Genomic DNA, 24,760 nt, shown 5'->3' with positions numbered 1-24,760 from the left:
AAATATTAATGTTTTCACAGTTTCATAAACTGTTCATGACTTCGAGTCCATTCTATTATAAGAAAATGTTATGATTAGATAAATTCATTTTATCTATTCTATCTATTGATACAAATCTATTTTCTGAATATTAAGGAGGGAGATTAATGGATTTACACCAATTGTTTGTATTTACGAAGGTAGTCGAACATAAAAGTTTTTCTAAAGCTGCAGAAGATATTTTTTTAAGTCAATCAACGGTCAGTTCACATATTCAATCATTAGAAAGAACTTTAAATGTAAATCTTTTTGATCGAGTCGGCCGAGAGAATATTCTCACGCCTGCAGGAAAGCGCTTGTATCAATGGGCATTAAAACTTTTATTATTAAAGGATCAGGCCTTGCTCGACTTAAAAGAGGGAGCTACAGAGTTTAGGGGAATGATCAGAATCGCTTCTAGTTCAGTACCTGGACAATTTATGATTCCGAAAATGGTCAAGCGATTTAGAGATCAATATCCAAAGGCTGCCTTTCATATCAACCAATCATCCTCAAAAAATGTTGCCGAAAAGGTCCTTCATGGTTCAGTAGATTTCGGTATTTTAGGGGAAAAGTACGAAAACGATAAGTTATGCTATATTCCTTTACTTAAAGAAAGTTTAGTACTAATTACATCACAGAACTCTAGTATTGTTGGACCTGTTAATATTCTTGATATGCTGAAGTACCCATTTATTATGAGAAACTCTGATTCCGGTACGAATTCATTAATTGAAAAATTCTTGAAGAAAAATCAGATTTTAAAAGATCAATTAGATATTGTTGCCTATACAGAAAGCGGGCAAAGCTTGATACAGTTCGTTCTTCAAGATATCGGAATTGCGATTATTTCAGAAATGGCGGCAAGAGAGCATTATGATAGGAACTTATTAAAGGTTCATGAGATTGTTGGATTTAATGATGAAAGATATTTTTACCTTGTATATAACCAAAACAAAACTCAATCAATGTTATCTAACTTATTTATCAATAGTGCGACTGAATTGATTGAACCTATCACAATTTAATGAAGAAGTGGAGAACCAGTGACGGTTCTCCTCTATGTTTGATTACTAAATTCCTTTAATTTCTTTTTATCAATTTTGCCAACATGTGTTTTTGGAAGTTCATCTACTTGAATGAATTTTTTAGGGATTTTGTATCGGCCCAATTTCCTTTCACAATATGCTTTTAAATCCTCTTCATCAATGGAGTGGCTGTGTTTTTGAACAATGAAGGCGGCAACAATTTCGCCCCATTTTTCATCTGTGAGCCCGATTACTGCAACTTCATCGACCTCTGGGTGCGCAGCCAGCCAATGTTCAATCTCTAAAGGATAAACATTTTCACCTCCAGTGATGATCATATCTTTTTTTCTGCCGACAATATAATGAAAGCCTTCTTCATCCTTCTTAGCCAAATCTCCAGTACGAACCCAGCCGCCTTTTTTGGTTTCTAAGGTTGCAAGCTCGTTATTCCAATAATGTGAAAAGGCGTGTTTACCTTTTATTAAGAGTTCCCCAACCTCATTTATCGCTGCTTCTTGACCATCTTCCTTTGCAAGTTTTATCGTATTATATAACATTGGTTTCCCTACTGAACCCCGTTTAATTTGTGCATCATCAGGATGGATAAAGAAATTATTTGGCCCGGCTTCCGTTAACCCATACCCTTCCTTAAAGGCTAATCCTTTGGTCAGAAAGGCTTCATATACTTGTAACGGGCAAGGTGCCGCACCAGATAGGAAGATTTTCATTGACGGAAAATCACTTTCCTGAAATTCCTCACATTGAATTAACATATGGTACATGGTTGGAACAAGGAGAATAATGGTACAGTTGTATCGATTGATTGAATCGATCACTTTTTGACCTGAATACTGTCCACCAATTACGACTGTCCCGCCAATCATTAAAATTGGCAGTGATAACGCATTTAATCCTCCTGTATGGAACATTGGCATATAGTTTATGGTTACATCTTCCTCTGATAGGTTCCAGCTGAGAATCGTGTTAATGGCATTCCATTGAATCGATTGATGGCTTAAGACAACTCCTTTTGGTTTCCCAGTCGTTCCTCCTGTATAAATTATCGCTAGTGGGTCGTGTTCTGAAATTACGTCTGTATGTGTATTTTCACCTTTGTGGGTTGCAATCTCATCGTAACTTGAACCACCAACAAAAAAAGAATGAGCGATATTAGTTTGCAAGGAACGAAACTCGTTTTGGAACTGGTGATGTACACCAAGGAATAACGGTGTACAATCAAGTACTATTTCAGTTAATTCATGTACGGACAGCCGCCAATTCAACGGGACAAAGATAGCACCAATTTTTCCACAAGCAAACAGCAAATCAAAATAGCTGATATCATTTGGTGACAAGAGAGCAACTCGATCCCCTTTTTTCACGCCTTGACTTTTTAACCACTCTGCCACCGAGGACGAACGTTTATTTACTTCTCCATAAGTCCATACCTTATTTGTATCTTCATCAATAATTGCTTTTTTATTTGGCGATAACCTTGCTCTATTTTCCAGCCAATCTAGTTCCCACCTCACCGAACAATCTCTCCTTCACAACTAGATGTGAACATCTTACTGAATCTTAGTTACAGCAAAGTTACACGCATATGGTTTTGAAAAAGATTTCTTAATTTTGACCAATTCTTGAATTTATGGCGTTGGCGAGTAAATCTGAATTTTTCGCGAGTAAACATCCATTTCCCGCGAGTAACGACATTTTGGCACACCACCACCATCAAAAAAACGACCTTTAAAGGCCGTTTATCACATCATGATTCCCCCATCTACATGAAGGACGGTTCCATTTATATAATTCGATTCATCTGACGCTAAAAACAAGTATGCATTTGCAATATCTTCAGGTTTCCCGAGCCGTAAAAGCGGCACCATCTGCTTCATTTGATCTAGTATTTTTTCAGGAACTTTTGCCGTCATTCCTGTTTCAATGAACCCTGGAGCAACCGCATTGACATTAATCCCTTTGCGTCCAAGCTCTTTTGCCCAGGTCTTCGTCAACCCGACTACACCCGCTTTTGTTGCAGCATAATTCGTTTGCCCGACATTTCCATATACACCCGATACAGAAGAAGTATTAATAATTTTTCCTTTTCCAATCTCAATCATGGATGGTAGAACGGCTTGTGTACAATGGAACACACCTGTAAGATTAACAGCAACAACCGCTTGAAAATCATCTACTGTTAATTTCGAAAGCATCGCATCTCTGGTAATTCCAGCATTATTGATTAGGATATCAATCTTTCCATAGACTTCACGAACCTTCGTCACCATTTCATCCACGCTCGAGCGGTCTGCAACATTGACTTGGAAAAAGGTCACATCATAACCTTTTGCTCTTAATTCTTGTGCATGCTTTGTACCTTGTTCTGCATTAAAATCAGCCATTGCCACTTTTGCACCCTGTTTGCCAAAGACTTCTGCAGCCGTTAAGCCAATTCCATTGGCGGCACCTGTAATAACAGCTACTTTATCTTTTAATCTCATTTGAACACCTCCGCATTCAAAAAAACATCAATTTCATTTAGTAACTGTGGTAAGTCATCGACAAGCGGTGAATGACCACAATCCTTTAACTCAACAAATTTAGCTTTTGCGCCTAAATCCTCTACCAGTTCTCTTGTCATTTCAGCCGTAACAACGAAATCACGATCTCCTCTCAAAACAAGAACTGGCACATTAATTTGATCCACCAAGCCATTCCCTGCTACCAATCCATTAGAATGATGGCTGATATTAAAAGTATTGTTACAATGATGTACCTCTGCTAAGTTACGCTGTGTTCTCATGTCCTGAACGTATTCATCATAAAGCTCTGGTGCAGGCTGTGTTTTTGTATAAATAACAGCATTCCAAATTAATTTTAATAATTCCACATTATTTGTATCATAAGCTGTTTGGACAGGAATCGTTCGAATTACGTCACGTTTGATATCTTCATAGGATGAAAATCTTCGGGGTTCCTCGTTCACACTTATTTTACCCTCAAACGGATAACCCCTGGTAGATTCTGATGCTAATAAAATCAGCTTATTACAATATCCAGGATAATCAGCTGTAAATTGCATGGCGACAGCACCGCCTGTTGACCAGCCAATCATGGCAAAGTCCTTCAAACCAAGTTCATCGACAAAGAGCTTCACATCATCCGAAAAATCCTTGATTGAAGTAATCAGTGTATTGTAGCTTGATTTTCCAAACCCACGTAAATCCAATGCGAATAACTTATACTCCTCTGGCATAGTATCCAAAACAAGGTCCCAGTGCTTTGATGAAGTCATGTTTCCATGGATTAAAAGTAGTTTTTTGTCTCCACCCTCGCGCTCACGATAGGCAATTGTTTCTCCATTTGTTAACTGAACTTCTTTTATCGTCACTTTAACCATTTAGTTCACCTTCCCCCATTTAATTGCAGTGGCACCCCAGGCATAGCCAATACCAGCACTTACAAAAACAACAAGGTCTCCTTCTTTTACCTTTCCTTCCTTAAGTGCAAGCTCTAGAGATAAAATTTGATCGATCTGACCGATATGACCATAATCCTCCAAGTATATCGATTGCTGATCAGTCAAACCTAATTCTTTTAATACATATTCATGCGCCGACTTTTTCATGTGGAGCATCGCGATAAAAGAAATATCCTCCACATTATATCCACTATTTTTAACTGATTCCCGAACTACTTTAATAAAATTAGCCATCGACTTTTTTTCCAGCCGCAGCTTCATCCCCTCTGGGTCAAGGACGTCAAGTTTATTTAAGCGCTGGTCAATTGCTTCTTTTGTAATAGGATTTTTTGTTCCACCGGAAACAACAACAACATCCTCTGAAAAGGAACCATCCGTTAGCAGCTCTGTTTCTAACAGAATGTTTTCGTTATACCCTTTTTTCAACAAAATCGCCCCGCCGCCAGCACCTAAGTTAAACATAAAGCGTGTTCTTGGATTCTGATAATCAATGAAATCTACATTCCGGTAACCTCCCGCCAACAGGACCGTTTTGATTCGAGAATCTGCGATCATCAGACTTTTTGCAACTTTAAGCGCCATAACAGTGGTTCCACAGCGCAAGGCAATATCAAATGCCCATGCATTCAATGCTCCTACCGCTTCCTGTAATTTAATACCAGCAGTCCAGAGTGGGTATTCCTTATGCTCCTCGCCAATATAAATAACGACATCAATCTCCAAAGGGTTAATTCCTGCTTTATCAATTGTTTGTTTTGCAGCAATAATCCCCATTTCACACGTATGGTCATTCGGACCTGGAAGATATTTTTTTTTAATTCCCATCTTTTCTTCGACAACAATAGTTGGGATACCTGCTATTTCTGCTATCTCTTTCCCCGTCATACTTTTCTCTGGGAGATAAGTTCCCGTACTAACAATACCAATCTGCAAAATTTACACCACCCTAATCTAGAAGTCATTCACCATGGACTTCATAAAAGCTGTTGCTTCTTCAATAGAATCAAATAGAGTTTCCCGATCTTCTTGAACATGGGTAACTTTGATTCTCCATTGTTTTTTTCCTGTTCCCTCTTCCACAGCTGCCAGTTGAAAACGGACAACGAAGGATGCAATTTGTAACGGTTCCATTATGCACCCCCTATCCTGCTAAATTTTCTTTTTTCTTAGCAGATTGCTTTACTCGTTTCCATGTTAATTTCTTCAATGTCCCGACAATTCCAAGTGGGAAAAAGATAACAACTAAAATATAGATAATGCCAAAGAAAATAATCCAACGCTCAAATATCCAGTGTTCCTTTGCCAGTTCGGTTAACCCGTCATGCGCAAATTCAATTAATCCAGCACCAATAATCGCACCAACTAAGGTTCCGACACCTCCGATGATTGTCATCAATAACGCATCTAAGGTAATATCCATCGCGAACACGCTTGTATTCACATATCGAAGTGACATCGCATAAAAGATTCCGGCAATCCCAGCCAATACACCAGAAACAACACTTGCAGCAATCTTATAATGTAATACTTGATATCCTAATGATTCTGTCCTCTGTTCGTTTTCTCTTATTGCCTGCAGCACTCTCCCAAGCGGAGAGTTGGTAAAGCGTTTTAAGATCATAAATACCGCAATCATCACCAGCAAACAAATGATATAAAAATTAGTCCGGTCGATAAATACTTCTGGCACGCGAAAAGTAAATCCATCATTTCCGAACGTTAATGTCCGCCACTTTTCTGCTAATACCAAGAATAATCCCGCCAAAGCCATGGTTAACATCGCGTAAAAGTGACTTTTCAACCTTAGTGTAAGCAAACCAACAATAAAACTAACAATTCCTGTAATGAGTATGGTTGCCAGTACAGCAAAAATGAAATGAAGCATCGTTGGCTCAAAACGCTTCATGAATATCCCAATTGAGTAGGCACCGATTCCAAAAAACATCGCATGACCAAAGGAGACAATTCCAGTAAAGCCTAATAATAAATCGTAGCTCATAGCTAGGATGGCAAACACAAAAATTTGCGTCAATAAAATTAACATATTTCTAGATTCATAAACAAAGGGCAAGATTAACAAAAAAGCTGCTATGATCATATAAATAGCGTTCATTCGATTATTTACAACCCACTTCATCTTCTCACCCCTTCCCGCCAAATAGTCCTTGTGGCTTCACGATTAATACGACTGCCATTAATAGCATATTCACAGCTAATGATAGTTCCGGGACATAATAAGCCATAAACGAACCGGATAAACCAACTAATATCGCAGCCATAACGGACCCCTTGAAATTTCCCATACCGCCAATAACCACAACAATAAATGCTAAAATCGCAAATTCCATTCCCATTCCCGCATGAATGACACCAGAATATGGACCGAAAAGTACCCCGCCGAGCGCTGCCATGCCAGAACCAATCATAAAAACAAACATAAATACTTTCTTAATATTAATTCCTAATGCCTGCACCATTTCTTTGTTCATAACTCCGGCCCGAACAACAAGACCAATTTTGGTTTTTTTGAGCAAAAACTGCACGCCGGCAAATACCAGTAATCCTACCACGATAATGAATACACGATATTTAATGATAATGATATTGCCAATTTCCCAACTTCCACTCAAATATTCCGGAGTGTTAGCTGTTAATTGATTAGGTCCCCAAATAACTTTTAGCATTTCTGATAAAACCAACATTAAGCCGAGGGTAATTAAAATTTGTTGAACATGGTTGCCGTACACTGGTTGGATGATCCACTTTTCAGTAATGATTCCCAGTATAAAACCTGTAAGAATGGCACCAATGATACCAATCAAGAAGCTGCCAGTCGTGGAATAAATCCAAATACCACTGTAGGCACCCCAGGCAAACAATCCGCCATGGGCAAAATTAAGTACATCCATTAACCCAAAAATAAGCGTTAAGCCTGCAGCTAATAGGAAGATCAGCATGCCTGTTGCCAATCCATTTAATGTTAGATTGAATAATAGCTCCACTCAAACGTTCCTCCTTTCTTAGGCTATTCCTAAATACTTTCGTTTCATTTCTTCATCTTCTTTTAACTGTTTCATTAATCCATTGCTAACCGTTCTTCCATCATCAATAATGTAAAAACAATCACCGATTGTACTCGCCATATAAAAATTTTGTTCCACTAAGACAATCGTTGTTTGGTCCTTCATCTGGATAATAGATTCCATCACTTTTTCTACCACAATTGGTGCTAAACCTTTACTAGGCTCATCTATTAATAGAAGTTCGTTTTCATTCACATACGCTCTAGCAATCGAAAGCATTTGTTTTTGACCACCACTCAATAATCCTCCAGGTTTTTTCCAGAACTTTTTCAAATCAGGAAACAGATTTAATATATAGTCAAGTCGGTTATTGGTTTCGTCGTTTTCTTTTTGAATCGCTACTTTCATATTTTCTTCGACAGTCAATCCTGCAAATATACCTTGGTCTTCTGGAACATAGCCAATTCCTTTTTGGGCAATGGTATACGTAGGCAGGGACTGAATCGGCTCCCCTTTAAAGACCACACTCCCTTTTGATGCTGGATTTAGACCCATGATCGTTCGTAGTGTAGTTGTTTTCCCGGCGCCATTTCTACCAAGCAGAACCGTTACTTCTCCCTGTTTTACTTCAAGGGAAACACCTTGTAGGATATGATATTGTCCAATATGCGTCTCAATTTGATTAAGCTTCAGCAGCTCGTTCATCGCTGATACCTCCTAAATAGGCTGACTGGACCGTTTCATTTTTCATAATCTCTTCTGGTGTCCCATCCGCTAACAGCCTGCCATTAAATAGCACCATCACCGAATCCGATAAATCTAGAATCATATCCATTTTGTGCTCGATTAATATGATCGTCCGGTCCCCTTGTTCCTTTATTCTTCTAATGACTTCTAATATCGCATGAACATCCTCTAAAGACATACCTGCAGTCGGTTCATCTAATAAAAGTACTTCCGTCTCAAGCGCAAGCAGCATTGCCATTTCTAGCTTTCTTTTTTCTCCGTGGGCCAAATTGCTTGCTAAAGAGTCCACTTTATCGTCTAAGAGCACAAGACGTAACCACTCAAGTGCCTTTTGTTCAAATTCATGATATTTTTTATAATGAAATAACATCTGGTAACGAACTCCAGCTCTAGATTGAACGGCCAACCTTACATTTTCCAATACCGTTAAATTAGGAAAGACATTGGTGATTTGAAAAGAGCGGCCTATTCCTTCTCTCGTCCGTTTTGTCGGAGATAGTTTGGTAATATCCTTGCCGCGAAAATATATGTTTCCATTTGATGGCGCTAATTGGCCGCTTAAAAGATTAAAGAAGGTTGTTTTTCCAGCTCCATTGGGTCCAATGATTGATTTGAAGTGTTTTTCTGGGACCGAGATGCTGACAGAATCAACCGCAGTATGCCCTCCAAAGGTTATGGATAAATTATTTGTTTCAATTAGTGTTGTCACGCTTTCACCACCATTCTTGTAGATAGAAATAAGGAAGAGGGTGACCATAAAAACCAGGTCGAACCCTCATATTTTTTAAAGTTAATTACGAACAGGAGGAGCTGTTTCTTCTGGTTTCAATTCTCTGATGAGCACTGGAACTGGATAAGGAACTCCATCTTTCTTTTCTAGTTTAATCGCATATAGAGCTTGAAGCGCCTGATGGTCTTCAGGACGATAGGTCATTTTTCCTTTTGGTGTTTCGAAGCTCATGCCTTCCATCTTTTTAATGAGTTTGTCTGCATCGGCATCGCCTTCTGTTTTCTTTAGGGCTTCAACAATCGAAATCGCAGCACTCATACCGCCTGGTGTGAACAAATCAGGAACATCGCCGTTAAATCGCTTCTTATGTTCTGTTACTAACCAATCATTAATTTTATTTTTAGGAAGGTCATGATAATAAACTGTAAAGCCTTCCATACCAACAAGCGGCTCCATTGTGGCTAAAGCAGCAATATCAGGGGCACCCGTAGAAATTTTGATTCCTTTGTCCTGGACCTTCATATCAGAGATCTGTTTCCAAGGAGAGTTTGCTCCCGCCCATACTACAAATAAATAATCAGGCTTTGCGTCAATAATTTTTTGGATGTTGGATGTAAAGTCAGTTGCTGCCGGGTCTGCATATTCTTCTAACACAATTTTAGCACCAAGCTTAACAGCTGCTTCTTTAAAGGCTGCTACACCATCACGTCCAAAGGAGTAATCTGGAGCAAGTGTGGCAATTTTTACATCCTTACCAGCAATGGCGGCTGCACCTGCTACCGCATCCTGTGAGGAATTACGTGCTGAACGGAAAATATACTTATTAAATTCAGATCCTGTAATACTATCAGCGGCTGCTGGTTCAACAATCATAATCTTTTTGTATTCTTCTGCTAGTGGTAAAACTGCTAATGTATCAGCAGAGCTGGAGGATCCTACTAAAAAGTCTACTTTATCTTCTTCTAATAGCTTTGTAGCTTTCTGAACCGCAACTTCTGGTTTTGTTTCTGTATCTTCAACGACAAACTCTATTTTTCTGCCTGCAACCTCCATTGTTCCTTCCGTTGCATAGTCAAGACCTAATTCAAAGCCTCTTAACGTTTGTTTACCATATGATTCGAGTGCACCGGTTGTAGAGGCAAGGACACCAATCTTAATCGGCTCTTTCTCTTCAACTTTCTCACCACTATCCTTTGTATCCCCTTCTGTTTTGTCTGAGGAACATGCTGCTGTAAAAATCATCAAAAAAATAAGAAATCCTACTAAAATCCCTTTTCCGCGAAATGCCTTCACTTCTTTTCCCCCTTATAATGTAAAATAAAAAACTTGCAAAGCGTTGGGTTAATAATAGAAAAAAAGAGTTACAGAGAAGTTACAAAGAAAAGCGGTTTTCTATTTTCTCATCAGCCCCTTGGAGATGTACCTAAACAAAAAGAACAGCCAATCTAAGGCTGCTCGATTTGATTTATATAATTTTCTGATTCTATGATCATATTGTACATTTGTTTTGTTGGTTCCAGTGGCGTTACACCTAGTTCTTCTTCTAAAACCACTTGGCATTTTTGATACCACCTCATTGCCTGTGGGCGGTTGTTTTTCCGATAATAGCAATACATTAGTAGTCGATAAGCTTCTTCCCAGGTCCGGTCCCGCTTTAATATCTTTTCACACCAATAAATCGCCTGATCATAATTCTCTTTTCGGACCATAAATTGCGCCATTTTTTCAGCACCTCTTAAAAAATAGACAAGCATACTTTCCCTTTTACTAATACACCAATCATCATACCGTCTTTCAGGTAAGTATTCTCCATGATACAGCTTTAAGCCTTTCTCTAAAACGCTTATTACTTTTTCATGTGAAGATTCACGTAATCCATTTTGAATCCATTCTTGAAACTGCGTTGTATCTAATTCAATCTTGGCATGTGGATTTAAACCATAAAACATACCTTCTCTTATGATAAAGAAAGGGGCTGCCCTCGCCTTACGCATCGGTTCAAGTACATGATGGAGACTATTTAATGCAACTTTAAAGTCACGGTCAGCACTTTTTTTATCTTGACTCGGCCAAAGAATTTGCAGGATTTCTTCTTTGGAAATCAATTCATTCATCGTTAGAAAGAGTTGAAACAATTCCTTTCCTTTTTCACGCTGCCAATTCTTTTCACCGACCTCCTTTTCCCCAAGCCATACTTTAAATTGGCCCAGTGTTTGGACGGTTATCGAGTATCCAGGATGGGAATCTAATCCGGTGACCCCCATATCATGAAGAATTTTTACAGCATATGAGCTTTGAATATTTTCTTTCGCACACTCTATTAACATGGGTACAACCAGTTGTAAATCCCTTGGACTATAAACGGATACTTTATGGAAGAAAAACTCAAAATCATCGATTTGTACCATAGCTAAAAACGTATCCATGGTTACTCTAAACCATTCTTGGTCTTTTTCAGTAAAGTAAATATAGGCGAGCCAAAAATTGGATATCATCTGTCCATAGCGATCTTCACATTGAACAAATAACCCTCTTGTCTTTTCAAGGTAATATAAGCCTTTATTTATTCTTTCATTATAAATACAGGTGATTCCCATACAAAGACTGATTAGCGCTGAAAGCCAAATATCCTGAACTTTTTCGGTCTCCTGCAATGCTTTAGTCCCAGCCTCCATCGCACGCTCATATTCTCCCCTAGTCCCATATAGGATACACAGTCCCATCAAAGGTTCCGCTTTACCCCTATCTACATTTAGATTACCCATAATATCCAAGGCTGTATTGTAGCACTGTTCTGCCAAATCCGACTCATATTTATTGAGAATTTGGACAGCATGCCCCATCCGAATCCAGCCACATGCTTCCACAAACGGCGCCCGTAGACTGATTCCCTGTTGAATGCTTGCCTGTGCTAACTCTTTTGCCTTTATACCTTCACCAGTAAAGGCTTCTATTAAGGATAATATTAGATCCGTTTCTCTATGAGACTTCGGTAGTGCTGAACTATTTTTAGTTGAAAGCTTCTCTTTTTGGCTAAAAAGAAACTTTTTTGCTTCCTCAAATCGTCCCGTCCTTAAATACAATCTTGCTTCAATATTGACATCCAATAAGGCTGTGCTAGCCTCTTTTGCCTTTTTCAGCCATTTTTCTGCATGGAATGCTTTTCCAGAATTCAAGAGATTTTCCGCTAGTAAATAATATAGTTTTACCTTTTCTTCTTCTGAACTTATGCTTTTTTCTCGTGCCTCAATGGCTTCATATAATAATTTTTCTGCATGGTGGGGCTGGATTGTGTCTAAATAAATCTTTGCTTTACCTTCTAACGCTTTACTCATTTCAAGAAAATCATTTCTTTTCTTTGCTGCTATAAAGGTCCGCTCATAACATTCTTCCGCCTCCTGATATTGGGAGCGATATCTGTGGACCTCTGCTTTTAAAAACCAAAGGTGGTAATAAGAATCTAACTCTGACACAGGAATAAACATTAATTGGTCTGACAAGCTTTTTAGCTTCCCACCTTCGAGCATATTACTCCCATGTTCTTGTAAAATAGAAGCCATTGCTTTAAAATGTTTGATTTTTTTATAGTGATAGAGCGCTTCTTCCCACATCAATCTTTTTTCATAGAAACGTGCACATTTCTCGTGGAGCGCGGAATAGTTATGGGGATTATTTTTTTTGAAGGCGTTTTCTAAAAACTCCTTAAATAGCGCATGGTAGCGATAATGATTCCGCCCAATCTTTTGAATGAACAAATTTCTTTCCTTCAATTGCTCAAGCATGCTAGATGCTCCAACGATTCCAATCACTTCATCACAAAGTTCTTCCTCGATGACATCTAAGATGGATGTTTGTTCCAAAAATTGTTGAATCATTGGAGGCTGTTTCGAAAAGACTTCCATTACCAAGTAGTCAAACAAGTCTTGAAGTGAGTATGAGGAATGTTCAACTAGCGCTGAGATATCTCCGGTAAGGGGAATCTGCTGGGCAATCATACATAATGCAATGATCCAGCCTTCTGTCAGCTGATAAATCATTTGTAAATGGGCTGGCTCCACTTCCAGACTATATAGGTCCGATAATAGCAATTCCATTTCATCAATGGTTAGGACTAAATCTTCTCGTGAGATTTCTATTAACTGCCCATTTACCCTCATTTTTGTTAGCCGTTTCCAGCTAGGACGGCTACGGCTTGAGATGACTAAATGTAAGTTTGCGGGAATGTGCTCGAGCAATTTTTCAATCCAACTATTAATGGTATAAGAATGTTCGATTTGATGGTAATCATCTAAAATTAACGTGATATCATCATTTACTTCAAGGACCTCATTAATAAATAATGAGCATAAATAGCTGATATCTTCTTCCCGTATGTACCGGTCCATTGTTTCGATATAGGCAGCAATTTCTTGTCCAAAGTCGGGGACACATCCACGTATTGAATGAATGATATAGGAAAGGAAAGGAAGAATGTCATCATCCATGGACGAAATGGAGTACCAGCAGCCCGCGATCTTTTCATCCCTCATAAATAAAGCTAGTGCCGTACTTTTTCCAAACCCTGCTCCTGAATGAATAATGGTCAAAGGATGCTCTGGAATTTTCTTCATTTTCCTTGTAAGCTTAGCCCGTCTAATAAATTCATCTTTGACCACAGGTATCCGGAGCTTCGTTTGAATGATTGGCAGCTTCATTTATATTCTCCTTTCCATTTTTTCAATTTTATAACTATTTTATCATATTAGGTCCTTAAGTGGCAGATTTAGGTATTCAGTATCATGCTACTAGTTAAGAAAAATAAAAGGCTCACAGTAAGTGAGCCCAATCATGATCTATTTACATTTTCCAGCTTGTACACCCTGCTCCCAGAGTAATCAATATCTAATCGTCTAACAGACATGTGGGGTAGAGCTGTTTGTAATGTTTTCTCCAGGGATTCCCCTTTTCCATTTTCACTAAAGCATAGTAAAGTAGGTCCTGCACCGCTTAATGCTACACCAAATGCCCCTTCTGACTTTGCCAAGGTTTCAACATCCTTGTAGAAAGGGATCAGTGGTTTTCGGTACGGTTGGTGAAAAAGGTCCTGCTCCATCATTTTACCTGCCAGTTCCCAGTTCTTAGTTAGCATTGCTGCAACTAATAGGTTTGCTGTGGAAGACGCTTGAATGGCATCCGGATAAGAAAAGGTAGATGGCAGGACTCCACGTGAATCCTTCGTTAATAGGCTTTCCTTCGGGATGACAGCAACCATCTCGAAAGAAATTTCTGTTAGTGAAAGGATATCCACTTCACCATTTTGGTAACTGCCGATCACTAGACCACCATATAAAGAAGCTCCCACATTATCTGGATGTCCCTCTATGTCAGTCGCAAGTAATAGCTTTTCTTCTTTTGTTAAACCTAACTTGCCAACATAATCTGCCAGTTCAATTCCTGCAATAATAGCCGATGCACTTGAACCTAACCCTCGCGCTAAAGGAATGTCACTCTCAACCTTGATTTTACAAGGGTGCAAATCCACCCCATATTTTGCAGCTGTCTGTAGTGCAATCTGACAAATAAAATGCTGTTCATCCCCTGGAAGGTCCTTTAATTCTTCAGAAGTGGAAAAACATTCCCACTTCTCACTTTTCTCTACTTCTAATTGCAAATATAGACTTAGGGCAACACCCATTGAATCAAAGCCGGGTCCTAGATTTGCCGAGCTAGCTGGAACGATAATACTAAACTTTCCATCATTTAGGGTCATTGATGGACAACTCCCCTTATATGTTCCGTTACCGCTTGCTCATCATTTGGCAATTGCTTTATGTTTACCTGACTGCTTTGTATCGCAGTATCTGGATCCTTTAGGCCGTTACCAGTAAGAACGGCCACAATTTTCGTTCCTTTTTCAATCCTGCCTTTTTGTATTGACTTATAGATTCCAGCAATCGATGCACATGAAGCAGGTTCTGCAAAAATTCCTTCGGATGAGGCCACTTTCTTATAGGCAGCAACTATTTCTTCATCACTTACTTCGTCAAACAGACCATTTGATTCTTCCACAGCCGAAACTGCTAAATTCCAGCTTGCAGGATTTCCAATTCGAATCGCTGTGGCAATCGTTTCAGGATTTTCAAAGACACGGTTATGAACAAGTGCAGCTGCACCGGCAGCTTCAAAACCATACATTTTAGGCAAGCCAGTACTTTTATGGTCTCTGTATTCTTTAAACCCTTTCCAATATGCACTAATGTTCCCCGCGTTCCCTACAGGAATGGCTAAAATATCGGGTGCAAATCCTAGCTGGTCACAAACTTCAAAAGCAGCTGTTTTTTGACCCTCCAAACGATACGGGTTAACGGAATTAACAAGGGTAATCGGTTCTTCTTCACTGATATTCCGGACCATCTGGAGCGCTTGATCAAAATTACCTTCTATGGAAATAATTTCAGCACCATACATCATTGCTTGCGCCATCTTGCCCATTGCAATTTTTCCTTCTGGAATGACAATAATACAACGTAACCCTGCTCTAGCTGCATAGGCGGCAGCTGCTGCAGATGTATTTCCAGTTGAGGCACAGATAATCGTTTTACTTCCGGATTCAATCGCCTTGGCAACAGCCATCACCATTCCGCGGTCTTTGAAGGAGCCCGTCGGATTTGCGCCTTCCAATTTCACGTAAAGCTCAATATCCCATTCCTTTGAAAGGTTTTCTAACTTTACTAACGGGGTATTTCCTTCATGTAACGTTAACATTGGTGTTTCGTTATTTACTGGTAAAAATTCTTTATATGCTTCAATTAATCCTGGCCATCTCATAATGATTACCTCACCACTCTATATGCACTTTTTATTTCTTTCACTGCAGGTAAATCGTTTAACTCATAAAGAATTGCATCATAATTTGTCAACGATGCTCGATGTGTGACTAAGACAATTTCAGATGTTTCATTTTTCTTAACTGGCAATTGTAATATTTTTTCGAAGCTGACGCCATACTTGGCAAATATTGAAGTGATTTCTGCAAATACCCCAACCTCATCCTGTACATGAATTCGTAAAAAGTATTTAGAGTACTTTTCATTATCATCCTTTAAACGCTTAGGATATTGTGGTGTAACTGCACTGCGTCCATTTACCCCAAGGCGAAGGTTTTTTATTATCGCCACTAAGTCTGATACAACAGCTGTTGCAGTTGGCATACTGCCAGCTCCTGGTCCGTAAAACATCGTTTCACCAACTGCTTCGCCATAGACGTAAACTGCATTATACTCATTTTGAACAGAAGCCAATGGATGGTTATCGGATAAGAAGGTCGGCTGGACACTTACTTCTACTTTTTCCCCTTCTCGATGCGCGTATCCTAACAATTTCATGGTATAGCCTAATTGTTTTCCATAGCGTATATCTTCATCTGTAATAGATGAAATTCCAGATACTTCTATATCATTTAGCTCGATATGCATCGAAAAACCTAAAGTTGCTAAAATCGTCATTTTCCGGGCAGCATCTAAGCCTTCAACATCAGATGTAGGATCTGTTTCTGCAAATCCCAATTCTTGTGCCTCTTTCAAGGCATCTTCATAACTTGAGCCACTTTGACTCATTTTTGTTAAAATATAATTAGTCGTTCCATTCACAATTCCCATCATTTGCGTGATACGATCAGAAGCAAGGCCATCAACTAGACCTCTTAAAATTGGAATACCACCTGCCACACTTGCTTCATAAAACAAATCACAGCCATTCTGTGAAGCTACAGTTAATATCTCTGAACCATGAAGGGCCATTAAATCCTTATTTGCAGTCACAACATGCTTTCCTTGGCAGAGGGCACTAAGCAAATATTCCTTTGTTTCCTGTACCCCGCCCATCACTTCAATCACAACATCTATTTCCGGGTCATGCAGGATATCTGATGGGGACGATGTTAACAAAACGGGATCGATTTCAACCGGTCTAGTTTTTTGTACATCTTGGACCAGGATTTTCTTTATAACAACAGGACAACCGACTTGATGCATTAATTTATCTTGGTGATTTTTAATAATTTTTACCACACCTGAACCAACTGTTCCCAAACCGAGTAAGCCAATTTGGATTGCTTTCATACCTATCCCTCCCACGGCTGTCTACCACATGCGTACAATTGTATTTATATAGTAGACATTATATTATTCTCTCAATATAATTACAATAGACTAATTTTTTAAAAAATTCAATGTAATCGCTTAACATTGCGCCACTATTGAATTATTTTTTATAAAAATTTATTTAATCAAAAATTTCTAAAAATTATTCAATTTAACCCTTTACAAGGATAAAGAAACCAAGGTAGAATAGTCAATAAATTCAATGAAAATTTAATCGAATAGAATGTGTGATGATGAAGACGGTAGTAAGAAAATGCTTCAGAGAGCTGGTGGTTGCTGTGAACCAGTGCAATTTCTTACTTTTACCCAGCCCTTCTGAACTGGCAGACTAAAGTTTTAGTAGGAATGCCCGGGACAACCCGTTAACATGCCTGAGGCTGCACATTTTTGCAGTAAAAGAGGGTGGCACCACGTAGTTCACGTCCCTCATAACAGTACAAATCTGTCTGTTATGGGGGATTTTTTAATTTTATAAATAACGAAAGGATGAGGTTCAATGTTTAAGGTACTTGTAACAGATGGTATTAGCGATACTGGTTTAAAAAGTTTGTTTGATCACCCTAATTTTATTGTCGAGCGCCAGCCTACACTAAAGCCCGAAGAATTAAAGAATATAATAGGAGATTACGAGGCTTTAATTGTACGGAGTCAGACGAAGGTTACAGCTGAACTGCTCCAATATGCGGATCGTCTTAAGGTAATTGCAAGGGCCGGTGTTGGTGTTGACAACATTGATGTCAATGCTGCTACCGGTAAAGGGATTATCGTCATTAACGCTCCTGGGGCCAATACGATTGCGGCTACTGAACATACTCTAGCGATGATGCTTTCTATGGCCAGGATGATCCCGCAGGCTCACAAAAAAACAGTAGGCGGTGAATGGGACCGCAATTCTTTCAAAGGTGTAGAATTATACAAAAAAACTCTCGGTGTCATCGGTATGGGTAAGATCGGCACCGAGGTCGCAAAGCGAGCTAAAAGCTTTGGGATGAACATCTTAGGGTATGATCCATACTTCACGGAAGAGAGAGCCGAAAAATTAGGAATGAAAAAAGCCAGCCTCGATTTAATCGCACGTGAGTCTGATTTCATTACGATCCATACACCGCTCACAAGTGATACAAAAGGTCTGGTTAATGACGACTACTTAAGCAAAACAAAGAAGGGTGTAAGATTTATCAACGTTGCACGAGGCGGAATTATTGATGAAAAAGCATTGGTAAGGGCGATTCAAGCAGGGCACGTTGCAGGTGCAGCACTCGATGTATTTGAAAAAGAACCAGTTGCTGACCCAGCATTGCTGGATAACCCGAATATTATTGTAACTCCGCATTTAGGAGCGTCTACTGTAGAGGCACAGGAAAAGGTTGCCCAAGAGGTAAGTGAAGAAATTATTGAAATCCTTGAAACACAGTCTATCCGCAATGCCGTCAATATGCCGCAAATGTCCGGCGAGGCACAGAAAAAAATGCAGCCATACTTACTGCTTGGCGAACAAATGGGTCAATTGGTTGTTCAATTATTAAAACATGCACCTTCTAAAATTGAAATCAACTATTATGGTGATTTAATTGAAGAAGATACTGAATTATTAACGAGAACGATGATTAAAGGAATCCTATCCCATCATTTAAGTGATTCTGTTAATCTAATTAACGCTCTTCATCTTTTAAAGGCACAGGGTGTTTCCTACAATGTCCAAAAAAATGCTACAAATAAAGGGTTTGCCAATTACATGGAGCTTTCAATAACAAAGGGTGTGGAAACAGCTAAAATTGGTGCCACCGTATTAAACGGTTACGGGGCTAGAATCGTTAAAATCAACGAGTACCGTATTGATGTTAGACCAGAAAGCCATCTCTTACTTGTTAAACATCAGGACGTCCCTGGTATGATTGGTAAGGTTGGGTCCCTCCTTGGTGATTATCAGATCAATATTGGAACGATGCAGGTGGGGAGAACCACCGTTGGTGGAGAAGCCGTCATGGTGTTAACCCTTGATAAACAACTTAACGCAGAGGTTATTCGTGCCCTTGCACTCATTAACGGATTAAACGAAGCTCAATCTTTGGAGTTATCAAATGCCGATTCCTTTTATCCAGGAAGATTTGAATTAGAAAAAGTGAAATAATGAAGTAATGACCAAATCTGATCGTGATTTGGTCATTTTTCTTATCTATTTTTTGGAGTTGGCGAGTAAATGTGAAAAAGTCGCGAGTAAATTCGAATATTCCGCGAGTAACCACCTGGATGACACACCAAAAAAGGATTGCACTGCAATCCCCACTTAGTTTCTCTCAACAATTCCCCTAACATCAAGGACAGAATCCAAAATATAGTCAGCTTCATGCTTTTCAAAGTCACTTCTCGCAGCTTTTCCTGATAATCCGGTTAAAACTGCAGCAAACTGGCACCCCATTTGCCTTGCAGCCAGCAAGTCGGCCAAGGAATCACCAACCACTAACACCTCTACTCCATTTTCAATTGGCAATGGAGTACGTAAACAGGTCTCTACCGAAGTTTCCCTGCCCTTTAGTCCCAAAATGTACGTAAAAGGATCAGGTTTTGATAATGAGCGTCTTTCATCAAGCTGTTTTTCTGCTCTTAGTACATCATCTGCAGTAACAATATGATTGATATTAAAATGTTTTAACCAGTCAAGGTGGTGAAACGGCAGATTGGTTTCAAGCTCTGGTCTCCCGGTACCAATCCCTATCTTAACTCCCGCTTCATTCAGGAATGTAAATAGCAAATCAATGTCCTCTTTAGCTGCCAATGTCGTTTCATTTGCTAAAAAGCCCTTTTTTCCTAGTTGAACAGAAGGTCTACCCGTAGACTTCAGTACATTTTCATCCCCTACATACCATTCCTGGCTAGTATGCTCACATACAGACCAAAGTGCGCCAATTCCACTAAAGATCGTCGTTTTTACCCCTAGCTTTTCTTCTACCAATTGGTTAAGGTAATCGAACAATTCTTGCTTCGTTTCCGTTGAATGTTCAAAATCAATTACAAATAATTGAAAATCTGTTTTAACAGAATAGTTATCTAGAACTCTACCCATTTCAACCAGCACTTCTCTCGTAATCGGTTCCTTCAACCAATTGCTTATTTTCTCATTTTCGCTATCTTTTATCTGTGATAGGAGATGAATAAGTTGGTGACCAAATGATAAATAGATCATATCCCAATTGGCATTAAGTCCCCGCGACTTCATGAGCTTTAGAACCTCATCATTTTTTCCAAATACAGTTTCCCGAATCGCCTTAATCTCTGCTTCATTAAAATCTGTTCTAAATTTTTCTGGTGCCATTGCCAAATATTTATTACTGATTAACAATTCCCAAACGGTTAAAGCAGATGCGTCAAAATAATGTTCTTCACTTAACAAAACGCCATCAACATCAAATAATATTGTTTTAATCATTTAAACTACCCTCTTTTCCCAAACCGCTTTATCTCGTTATCGTAACACAGTATTGAGCTAAATTTAAAGAAAAAGACCAGGAATCATTATAAAAGAATTTGGTTATCATCGATGTTATGATGACCATTTACATGTTTTTTTCCATGAGATTGGGTCATCATCGACGCTATGAGGACCATTTTCATGTTTTTTTCCATGAGTTTTGGTCATCATCGACGCTATGAGGACCATTTCCATGTTTTTTTCCATGAGTTTTGGTCATCATCGATGCTATGATGACCATTTCCATGTTTTTTATATGAGTTTTGGTCATCATCGATTTTTTCTTTTGAATAGATACAAAAAAAGCCAGCCATAATAATGACTAGCTCTTCAAACTGTTTATTTAGCAAAACGGTGATTTCCGATTGTAACTGTTGTTTCACGTGAGAAGATCCACTGACTTACAGCTGTGTTTGGGTTGTAGAAGAATAAAGAGCCATTTCCTTGTCCTTGGAAAGCAAGTGCTTCATTTACAGCCTGTTTTGATGCTGCATCCGCTGGTTGATTAATTTGTCCGTTTTGAACAGGTGTGAACGCGTAATGCCCATTTGAAATTTGATAAATAACTTCTCTTACCGAGTTAGGGAAATCAGGGCTTGCAACTCTGTTCAAAATTACTGTTGCAACCGCTACTTTACCAGCATATGGTTCACCAACTGCCTCTGCACGAACAAGACGTGCCATTAAGTCTTTATCAGCAGCTGAAATAGAAGCATTTGGGATTACTAGATTCGAGCCTGCATAAAGTAGTGAACTCGACGCACCATTTGCTTTCATTAAACTATTAACTGGTACGCCATACTTAGATGCGATTTTCCAATACGTTTCACCTGATTGTACTTTATGGTTGGTAGCGGCTTCTGACTTAGTCACTCCGGTAAATGCTGACATTGATAGGATTAATCCCGTTGCAATTATAAGCTTGTTTAGTTTTTTCATGTTATGTTCCTCCTCGTAGTTCGTTTCTCTACTACTAAGGCTATCAGTTGTAACATTCTTATTCATTAGCCAAAAAATCCCATTGTGAAAAAGGTTCAATTCTTTCCTACTATGAAAGCATCTATCTACCAATTGGAACAATAACCCAATATCTTTATACTTCCAGTTTATTTCCACTAATGGGTATTTAAGGTGGAGATATTACAGTCTATTTCATGCTTATTTCATGAAATCCTTTTGTAACCTTGATAATCTTCACGAAATTGACAAAAAGTCATTCAAATTCGGTAAGAATTCTTACTTAATCTTTGGTAATAATATAATAGAAGACAAAATGATGGAGGGTTCATACATGGAAAATCAGTTAGTCAGCGTACTTAACAAACAAATTGCAAACTGGTCTGTATTGTATATCAAGTTACATAACTATCACTGGTATGTGAAGGGCGGACAATTTTTTACTTTACACGCCAAATTTGAGGAATTCTATAATGAAGCAGGCCTTCATGTAGATGAGTTAGCAGAAAGATTATTAGCAGTAGGTGGAAAACCAGTTGCTACCATGAGAGAATGTCTTGAAATGGCATCGATTCAAGAAGCAAATGGTAATGAAAGAGCTGAAGAAATGGTTCAAACCATTATCAATGATTTCGCTATTATCATTGGTGAGTTAAAAGAAGGTATGAGCCATGCTGGAGAAATTGGTGATGAAACAACTGGCGATATGTTACTTGCCATTCATTCTGGATTAGAAAAACATGTCTGGATGCTTACTGCTTTCCTTGGGAAATCAATCTAACCTGCAACGTAAGTCCAACTTCATAAGTTGGACTTTTTTAATCAGCACAAAAAAGAGACTATTAATTAGTCTCTTTTTTGCGAGTAATGATTACTAAGCAGATGGTAATAATCGTAAAGGCGGTAAACGCCAAGATTGGAATGGTAATAAAACCAAGCCAATTAATATAATCCTTAGAGCAAGGTATCCCGCTTTTACACATTTCAAACTGCTGCAAATACGGAATCTTTTGAAGTGCCGTATGGTAGCCTGAAATAAGCATCCCAATGATTGACAGCGGTAAAGTGTATTTTACAATTCCATTATCGTTTCGGTAAAAGGCAATACCCAGAATGACCGCTAACGGATACATAAAGATACGCTGATACCAACATAGTGTACATGGAATGTAATGGAGAACTTCACTAAAGTACAAACTACCTATGGTAGCCATAAGGGCTGCCACCCATGCAAGCAGTAAAGGCTTATTCATTGGCCGCTTCCTCTACCAATTTATTTAAGTCTTCCATTGTTTGTCCATCAAATCGTTTTCCATTTACGAAAATGGTTGGAGTTCCCTGTACGCCCAATTTTCTTCCCAGCGCCTCGTCACTCTTCCAAGCATCCTCTGGTGCCTTTGTATCGAAATAAGTTACTACTTTTTTAACTTCATCTTCATTGGCAATTTCAGTAAGAGTTTCTGTTAAAAATTTCTCGGTAAATACATCCACTTTTTCGTAGCGTGTATCTTCAGGCTGTTTTTTATAAATTAGATCATGAAACTCCCAAAATTTATCATTCCCTAACTCATGAAAAACCGCTTCTGAGAATTTCGCGGTACGATCGGAGTCAACATTAATAAATGGATAATGAAAATAATAAAATTTAGCTTTACCAGTATCAACAAATTCTTTTACAATCAGCGGGACCACATTGTCGGTAAATTTTTTGCAATTAGGGCATTTATAATCGCCAAATTCTACAATAGAAACTGGTGCAGATTCTTCACCTAAAAAAGGCTGATTGGCATAATCAATCTCGTTTTTCGCATTATCCGCAGATTTATCATTATTTGCGAGAAAAATAAATCCAATAATACTAATTGCAATCAATCCGATAATCCAAAAAACAAATTTTGATGATGAGGTTGGTGGTTTCGTTCCTTTTTTAGTGTTTTTTTTCTTTTGTGCCATAGATTAATCTCCTTATTTATTTACTTTTTATGTTACTAACTATAAAGCGGGTCACACAAAAATTCCAGTTATTAGACTGAAGGACCTTTATAAGGTTAAAATAATAGAATATCAAAATGTAAGGAGTTTTTATAATGACAACAACTAATTCACAGCAAGGGTTTATCGGTACCTATACAAAAGGTGATAGTAAAGGAATTTACAGCTTTATCTTAAACCATACTAAAGGGAATATTACAGATATTAAAGCCGTTGCCTCCCTTGAAAATCCGACCTATCTAACCTTGTCCCATGATAAAAAGAATTTATATTCTGTTGCTAAGGATGGTCAATCTGGTGGACTTGTTTCTTACTCCATTCGTGAAAACGGGGATCTTGTGCCTATTAATCGTCAATTTTCAGATGGTGCCTCTCCCTGTCATGTAAGTATTGATCGTCAGAAGCGTTATGTTTTCAGCGCTAATTACCATAAAGGAACCGTTGAATCTTATTTACTTAATCATGAAGATGGCTCAGTCCAGCCAGCTGCATCTATTGTTAAACATGAAGGTTCTGGACCTGATCCAAGACAGGAAAAGCCCCATACCCACTATGCAGGATTAACTCCTGATGAAAAATATCTAGCAGTGGTTGATTTAGGTATTGATGCCTTGATTACGTATAAGGTGTTTGAAAATGGTGCATTGACAAGAGCAAATTCCCTTCCATTAAGAGCTGGGAGCGGTCCGCGCCACCTGACTTTTCATCCTAATGGAAAAATTGCTTATCTCATGACTGAATTTAGCTCTGAGGTAGTTGTTTTAAACTATGATCAAGAAGAGGGTCTTTTTACAGAAATCCAATCCATTTCTACCCTTCCAGCAGATTTTAAAGAAAATAGCCAAGGAAGTGCGATTCATATCTCTGCCGATGGACGGTTTGTATACGCAGGAAATCGTGGACATAATAGTATTGCTGTCTTTGGTGTCAATGAGGAAACAGGGGAGCTTAGTTTCGTAGAGCATACTTCTACAGAAGGGGATTGGCCTAGGGATTTTGCCATTGATCCTAGTGGTAAATATGTTGTTGCTTCAAATCAAGAATCCAGCAACTTGGTGTTATTCGCTAGAGATGAAAATACTGGAAAACTATCTCTTCTACAATCTGATATTCATGTACCGCACCCTGTTTGTGTTAAGTTTTTAGGAAATTAGTCTTAACTGAATAAAAGGAC

At 38.7% G+C, this 24,760-nt stretch carries 23 protein-coding genes and 1 other annotated feature; of the genes, 4 read left to right on the top strand and 19 right to left on the bottom strand.

Annotation, left to right across the window (positions count from 1 at the left end; genetic code table 11):
- The first annotated feature begins 146 nt into the window (after positions 1 to 146).
- Positions 147 to 1,046 (top strand): selenium metabolism-associated LysR family transcriptional regulator, encoded by a 900-nt coding sequence (locus BLR86_RS12090; RefSeq protein ID WP_090761692.1) that lies wholly within the window; start codon positions 147 to 149, stop codon positions 1,044 to 1,046.
- 32 nt (positions 1,047 to 1,078) lie between these two features.
- On the opposite strand, the gene BLR86_RS12085 is transcribed toward BLR86_RS12090, so the two are convergent.
- The 14 genes from BLR86_RS12085 to BLR86_RS12020 all read right to left on the bottom strand — a co-directional run bounded on the left by BLR86_RS12085 (position 1,079) and on the right by BLR86_RS12020 (position 17,126).
- A complete protein-coding gene (locus BLR86_RS12085; protein WP_090761691.1) occupies positions 1,079 to 2,578 on the bottom strand; it encodes an acyl-CoA synthetase in 1,500 nt (499 codons plus the stop codon).
- Positions 2,579 to 2,806: 228 nt separating this feature from the next.
- Positions 2,807 to 3,547 (bottom strand): 3-oxoacyl-ACP reductase FabG, encoded by a 741-nt coding sequence (fabG, locus tag BLR86_RS12080; RefSeq protein ID WP_090761689.1) that lies wholly within the window; start codon positions 3,545 to 3,547, stop codon positions 2,807 to 2,809.
- Positions 3,544 to 4,446 (bottom strand): intracellular short-chain-length polyhydroxyalkanoate depolymerase, encoded by a 903-nt coding sequence (locus tag BLR86_RS12075; protein ID WP_090761687.1) that lies wholly within the window; start codon positions 4,444 to 4,446, stop codon positions 3,544 to 3,546. The genes fabG and BLR86_RS12075 overlap by 4 nt, the downstream gene beginning before the upstream one ends.
- Positions 4,447 to 5,460, bottom strand: a complete 1,014-nt coding sequence (locus BLR86_RS12070) for a 3-oxoacyl-ACP synthase (protein ID WP_090761684.1) — start codon at positions 5,458 to 5,460, stop codon at positions 4,447 to 4,449.
- An 18-nt stretch (positions 5,461 to 5,478) separates the two neighbouring features.
- Entirely contained in the window at positions 5,479 to 5,658 is a 180-nt protein-coding gene (locus BLR86_RS12065) for a hypothetical protein (protein ID WP_090761682.1), read from the bottom strand.
- A 10-nt stretch (positions 5,659 to 5,668) separates the two neighbouring features.
- The gene (locus tag BLR86_RS12060; protein WP_090761680.1) at positions 5,669 to 6,664 is read right to left on the bottom strand and encodes a branched-chain amino acid ABC transporter permease; all 996 of its coding nucleotides are present in this window, start codon (positions 6,662 to 6,664) and stop codon (positions 5,669 to 5,671) included.
- A gap of 4 nt (positions 6,665 to 6,668) precedes the next feature.
- The gene (locus tag BLR86_RS12055; RefSeq protein ID WP_090761678.1) at positions 6,669 to 7,529 is read right to left on the bottom strand and encodes a branched-chain amino acid ABC transporter permease; all 861 of its coding nucleotides are present in this window, start codon (positions 7,527 to 7,529) and stop codon (positions 6,669 to 6,671) included.
- An 18-nt stretch (positions 7,530 to 7,547) separates the two neighbouring features.
- Entirely contained in the window at positions 7,548 to 8,255 is a 708-nt protein-coding gene (locus BLR86_RS12050; RefSeq protein ID WP_090761676.1) for an ABC transporter ATP-binding protein, read from the bottom strand.
- Positions 8,233 to 9,006 carry an ABC transporter ATP-binding protein gene (locus BLR86_RS12045; RefSeq protein ID WP_090761674.1) on the bottom strand — a complete coding sequence of 258 codons (774 nt, stop codon included), beginning with the start codon at positions 9,004 to 9,006 and terminating at the stop codon, positions 8,233 to 8,235. Before BLR86_RS12045 ends, BLR86_RS12050 begins: the two co-directional genes overlap by 23 nt.
- 81 nt (positions 9,007 to 9,087) lie before the next feature.
- On the bottom strand, positions 9,088 to 10,269 hold the full coding sequence (locus tag BLR86_RS12040; protein ID WP_090761733.1) for a substrate-binding domain-containing protein: 1,182 nt from the start codon (positions 10,267 to 10,269) through the stop codon (positions 9,088 to 9,090).
- A 203-nt stretch (positions 10,270 to 10,472) separates the two neighbouring features.
- Complete coding sequence (locus BLR86_RS12035; protein WP_090761672.1) at positions 10,473 to 13,721, bottom strand: winged helix-turn-helix domain-containing protein; 3,249 nt, start codon at positions 13,719 to 13,721, stop codon at positions 10,473 to 10,475.
- Between the two features lie 131 nt (positions 13,722 to 13,852).
- Positions 13,853 to 14,776, bottom strand: coding sequence for a homoserine kinase (thrB, locus tag BLR86_RS12030; protein ID WP_090761670.1), 924 nt, complete (start codon positions 14,774 to 14,776; stop codon positions 13,853 to 13,855).
- Complete coding sequence (gene thrC / locus BLR86_RS12025) at positions 14,773 to 15,834, bottom strand: threonine synthase (protein ID WP_090761668.1); 1,062 nt, start codon at positions 15,832 to 15,834, stop codon at positions 14,773 to 14,775. Before thrC ends, thrB begins: the two co-directional genes overlap by 4 nt.
- 5 nt (positions 15,835 to 15,839) lie before the next feature.
- Positions 15,840 to 17,126 (bottom strand): homoserine dehydrogenase, encoded by a 1,287-nt coding sequence (locus BLR86_RS12020; RefSeq protein ID WP_090761666.1) that lies wholly within the window; start codon positions 17,124 to 17,126, stop codon positions 15,840 to 15,842.
- A gap of 263 nt (positions 17,127 to 17,389) precedes the next feature.
- Positions 17,390 to 17,598: a binding site (T-box leader), on the top strand.
- Between the two features lie 66 nt (positions 17,599 to 17,664).
- Here BLR86_RS12020 and serA point away from each other — a divergent pair.
- Positions 17,665 to 19,299: a phosphoglycerate dehydrogenase gene (serA, locus tag BLR86_RS12015; protein ID WP_090761664.1), complete on the top strand. Its 1,635-nt coding sequence runs from the start codon at positions 17,665 to 17,667 to the stop codon at positions 19,297 to 19,299.
- A gap of 156 nt (positions 19,300 to 19,455) precedes the next feature.
- Here serA and BLR86_RS12010 read toward each other — a convergent pair whose 3' ends face one another.
- From BLR86_RS12010 to BLR86_RS12005, 3 genes are all read right to left on the bottom strand, one after another.
- Complete coding sequence (locus tag BLR86_RS12010; RefSeq protein WP_090761662.1) at positions 19,456 to 20,595, bottom strand: HAD family hydrolase; 1,140 nt, start codon at positions 20,593 to 20,595, stop codon at positions 19,456 to 19,458.
- Positions 20,596 to 20,813: 218 nt separating this feature from the next.
- A complete protein-coding gene (locus BLR86_RS26420) occupies positions 20,814 to 20,987 on the bottom strand; it encodes a hypothetical protein (RefSeq protein WP_217642380.1) in 174 nt (57 codons plus the stop codon).
- Complete coding sequence (locus BLR86_RS12005; protein ID WP_090761660.1) at positions 20,977 to 21,576, bottom strand: cell wall hydrolase; 600 nt, start codon at positions 21,574 to 21,576, stop codon at positions 20,977 to 20,979. The genes BLR86_RS26420 and BLR86_RS12005 overlap by 11 nt, the downstream gene beginning before the upstream one ends.
- Before the next feature lie 352 nt (positions 21,577 to 21,928).
- Here BLR86_RS12005 and BLR86_RS12000 point away from each other — a divergent pair, with 352 nt between their 5' ends.
- A complete protein-coding gene (locus BLR86_RS12000) occupies positions 21,929 to 22,375 on the top strand; it encodes a Dps family protein (protein WP_090761658.1) in 447 nt (148 codons plus the stop codon).
- Positions 22,376 to 22,436: 61 nt separating this feature from the next.
- On the opposite strand, the gene BLR86_RS11995 is transcribed toward BLR86_RS12000, so the two are convergent.
- Together BLR86_RS11995 and BLR86_RS11990 are read right to left on the bottom strand one after the other, a co-directional pair.
- Positions 22,437 to 22,847: a disulfide oxidoreductase gene (locus tag BLR86_RS11995; protein WP_090761656.1), complete on the bottom strand. Its 411-nt coding sequence runs from the start codon at positions 22,845 to 22,847 to the stop codon at positions 22,437 to 22,439.
- Positions 22,840 to 23,547, bottom strand: a complete 708-nt coding sequence (locus tag BLR86_RS11990) for a DsbA family protein (RefSeq protein WP_090761654.1) — start codon at positions 23,545 to 23,547, stop codon at positions 22,840 to 22,842. Before BLR86_RS11990 ends, BLR86_RS11995 begins: the two co-directional genes overlap by 8 nt.
- Positions 23,548 to 23,681: 134 nt before the next feature.
- Between BLR86_RS11990 and BLR86_RS11985 the strand changes: the two genes are divergently transcribed.
- Complete coding sequence (locus BLR86_RS11985) at positions 23,682 to 24,740, top strand: lactonase family protein (protein ID WP_090761652.1); 1,059 nt, start codon at positions 23,682 to 23,684, stop codon at positions 24,738 to 24,740.
- Positions 24,741 to 24,760: the final 20 nt, after the last annotated feature.

The sequence above is a fragment of the Bacillus sp. OK048 genome (genome assembly GCF_900103525.1).
GTDB lineage: Bacteria > Bacillota > Bacilli > Bacillales > Cytobacillaceae > Neobacillus.
Note: the sequence above shows the minus strand (reverse complement) of the source record. Positions and strands in the feature narration are given on the sequence as shown.

Bases quoted from the DNA above. Each gene is read 5' to 3' on its own strand.
- BLR86_RS12090 (WP_090761692.1), top strand. From the start codon at position 147: ATGGATTTACACCAATTGTTTGTATTTACGAAGGTAGTCGAACATAAA.
- serA (WP_090761664.1), top strand. From the start codon at position 17,665: ATGTTTAAGGTACTTGTAACAGATGGTATTAGCGATACTGGTTTAAAA.
- BLR86_RS12065 (WP_090761682.1), bottom strand. From the start codon at position 5,658: ATGGAACCGTTACAAATTGCATCCTTCGTTGTCCGTTTTCAACTGGCA.
- BLR86_RS12000 (WP_090761658.1), top strand. From the start codon at position 21,929: ATGGAAAATCAGTTAGTCAGCGTACTTAACAAACAAATTGCAAACTGG.
- BLR86_RS12075 (WP_090761687.1), bottom strand. From the start codon at position 4,446: ATGGTTAAAGTGACGATAAAAGAAGTTCAGTTAACAAATGGAGAAACA.
- BLR86_RS11995 (WP_090761656.1), bottom strand. From the start codon at position 22,847: ATGAATAAGCCTTTACTGCTTGCATGGGTGGCAGCCCTTATGGCTACC.
- thrC (WP_090761668.1), bottom strand. From the start codon at position 15,834: ATGAGATGGCCAGGATTAATTGAAGCATATAAAGAATTTTTACCAGTA.
- BLR86_RS12050 (WP_090761676.1), bottom strand. From the start codon at position 8,255: ATGAACGAGCTGCTGAAGCTTAATCAAATTGAGACGCATATTGGACAA.
- BLR86_RS12040 (WP_090761733.1), bottom strand. From the start codon at position 10,269: ATGATTTTTACAGCAGCATGTTCCTCAGACAAAACAGAAGGGGATACA.
- BLR86_RS12010 (WP_090761662.1), bottom strand. From the start codon at position 20,595: ATGATTAAAACAATATTATTTGATGTTGATGGCGTTTTGTTAAGTGAA.
- BLR86_RS12035 (WP_090761672.1), bottom strand. From the start codon at position 13,721: ATGAAGCTGCCAATCATTCAAACGAAGCTCCGGATACCTGTGGTCAAA.
- BLR86_RS12005 (WP_090761660.1), bottom strand. From the start codon at position 21,576: ATGAAAAAACTAAACAAGCTTATAATTGCAACGGGATTAATCCTATCA.
- BLR86_RS11990 (WP_090761654.1), bottom strand. From the start codon at position 23,547: ATGGCACAAAAGAAAAAAAACACTAAAAAAGGAACGAAACCACCAACC.
- thrB (WP_090761670.1), bottom strand. From the start codon at position 14,776: ATGACCCTAAATGATGGAAAGTTTAGTATTATCGTTCCAGCTAGCTCG.
- BLR86_RS12060 (WP_090761680.1), bottom strand. From the start codon at position 6,664: ATGAAGTGGGTTGTAAATAATCGAATGAACGCTATTTATATGATCATA.
- fabG (WP_090761689.1), bottom strand. From the start codon at position 3,547: ATGAGATTAAAAGATAAAGTAGCTGTTATTACAGGTGCCGCCAATGGA.
- BLR86_RS11985 (WP_090761652.1), top strand. From the start codon at position 23,682: ATGACAACAACTAATTCACAGCAAGGGTTTATCGGTACCTATACAAAA.
- BLR86_RS12020 (WP_090761666.1), bottom strand. From the start codon at position 17,126: ATGAAAGCAATCCAAATTGGCTTACTCGGTTTGGGAACAGTTGGTTCA.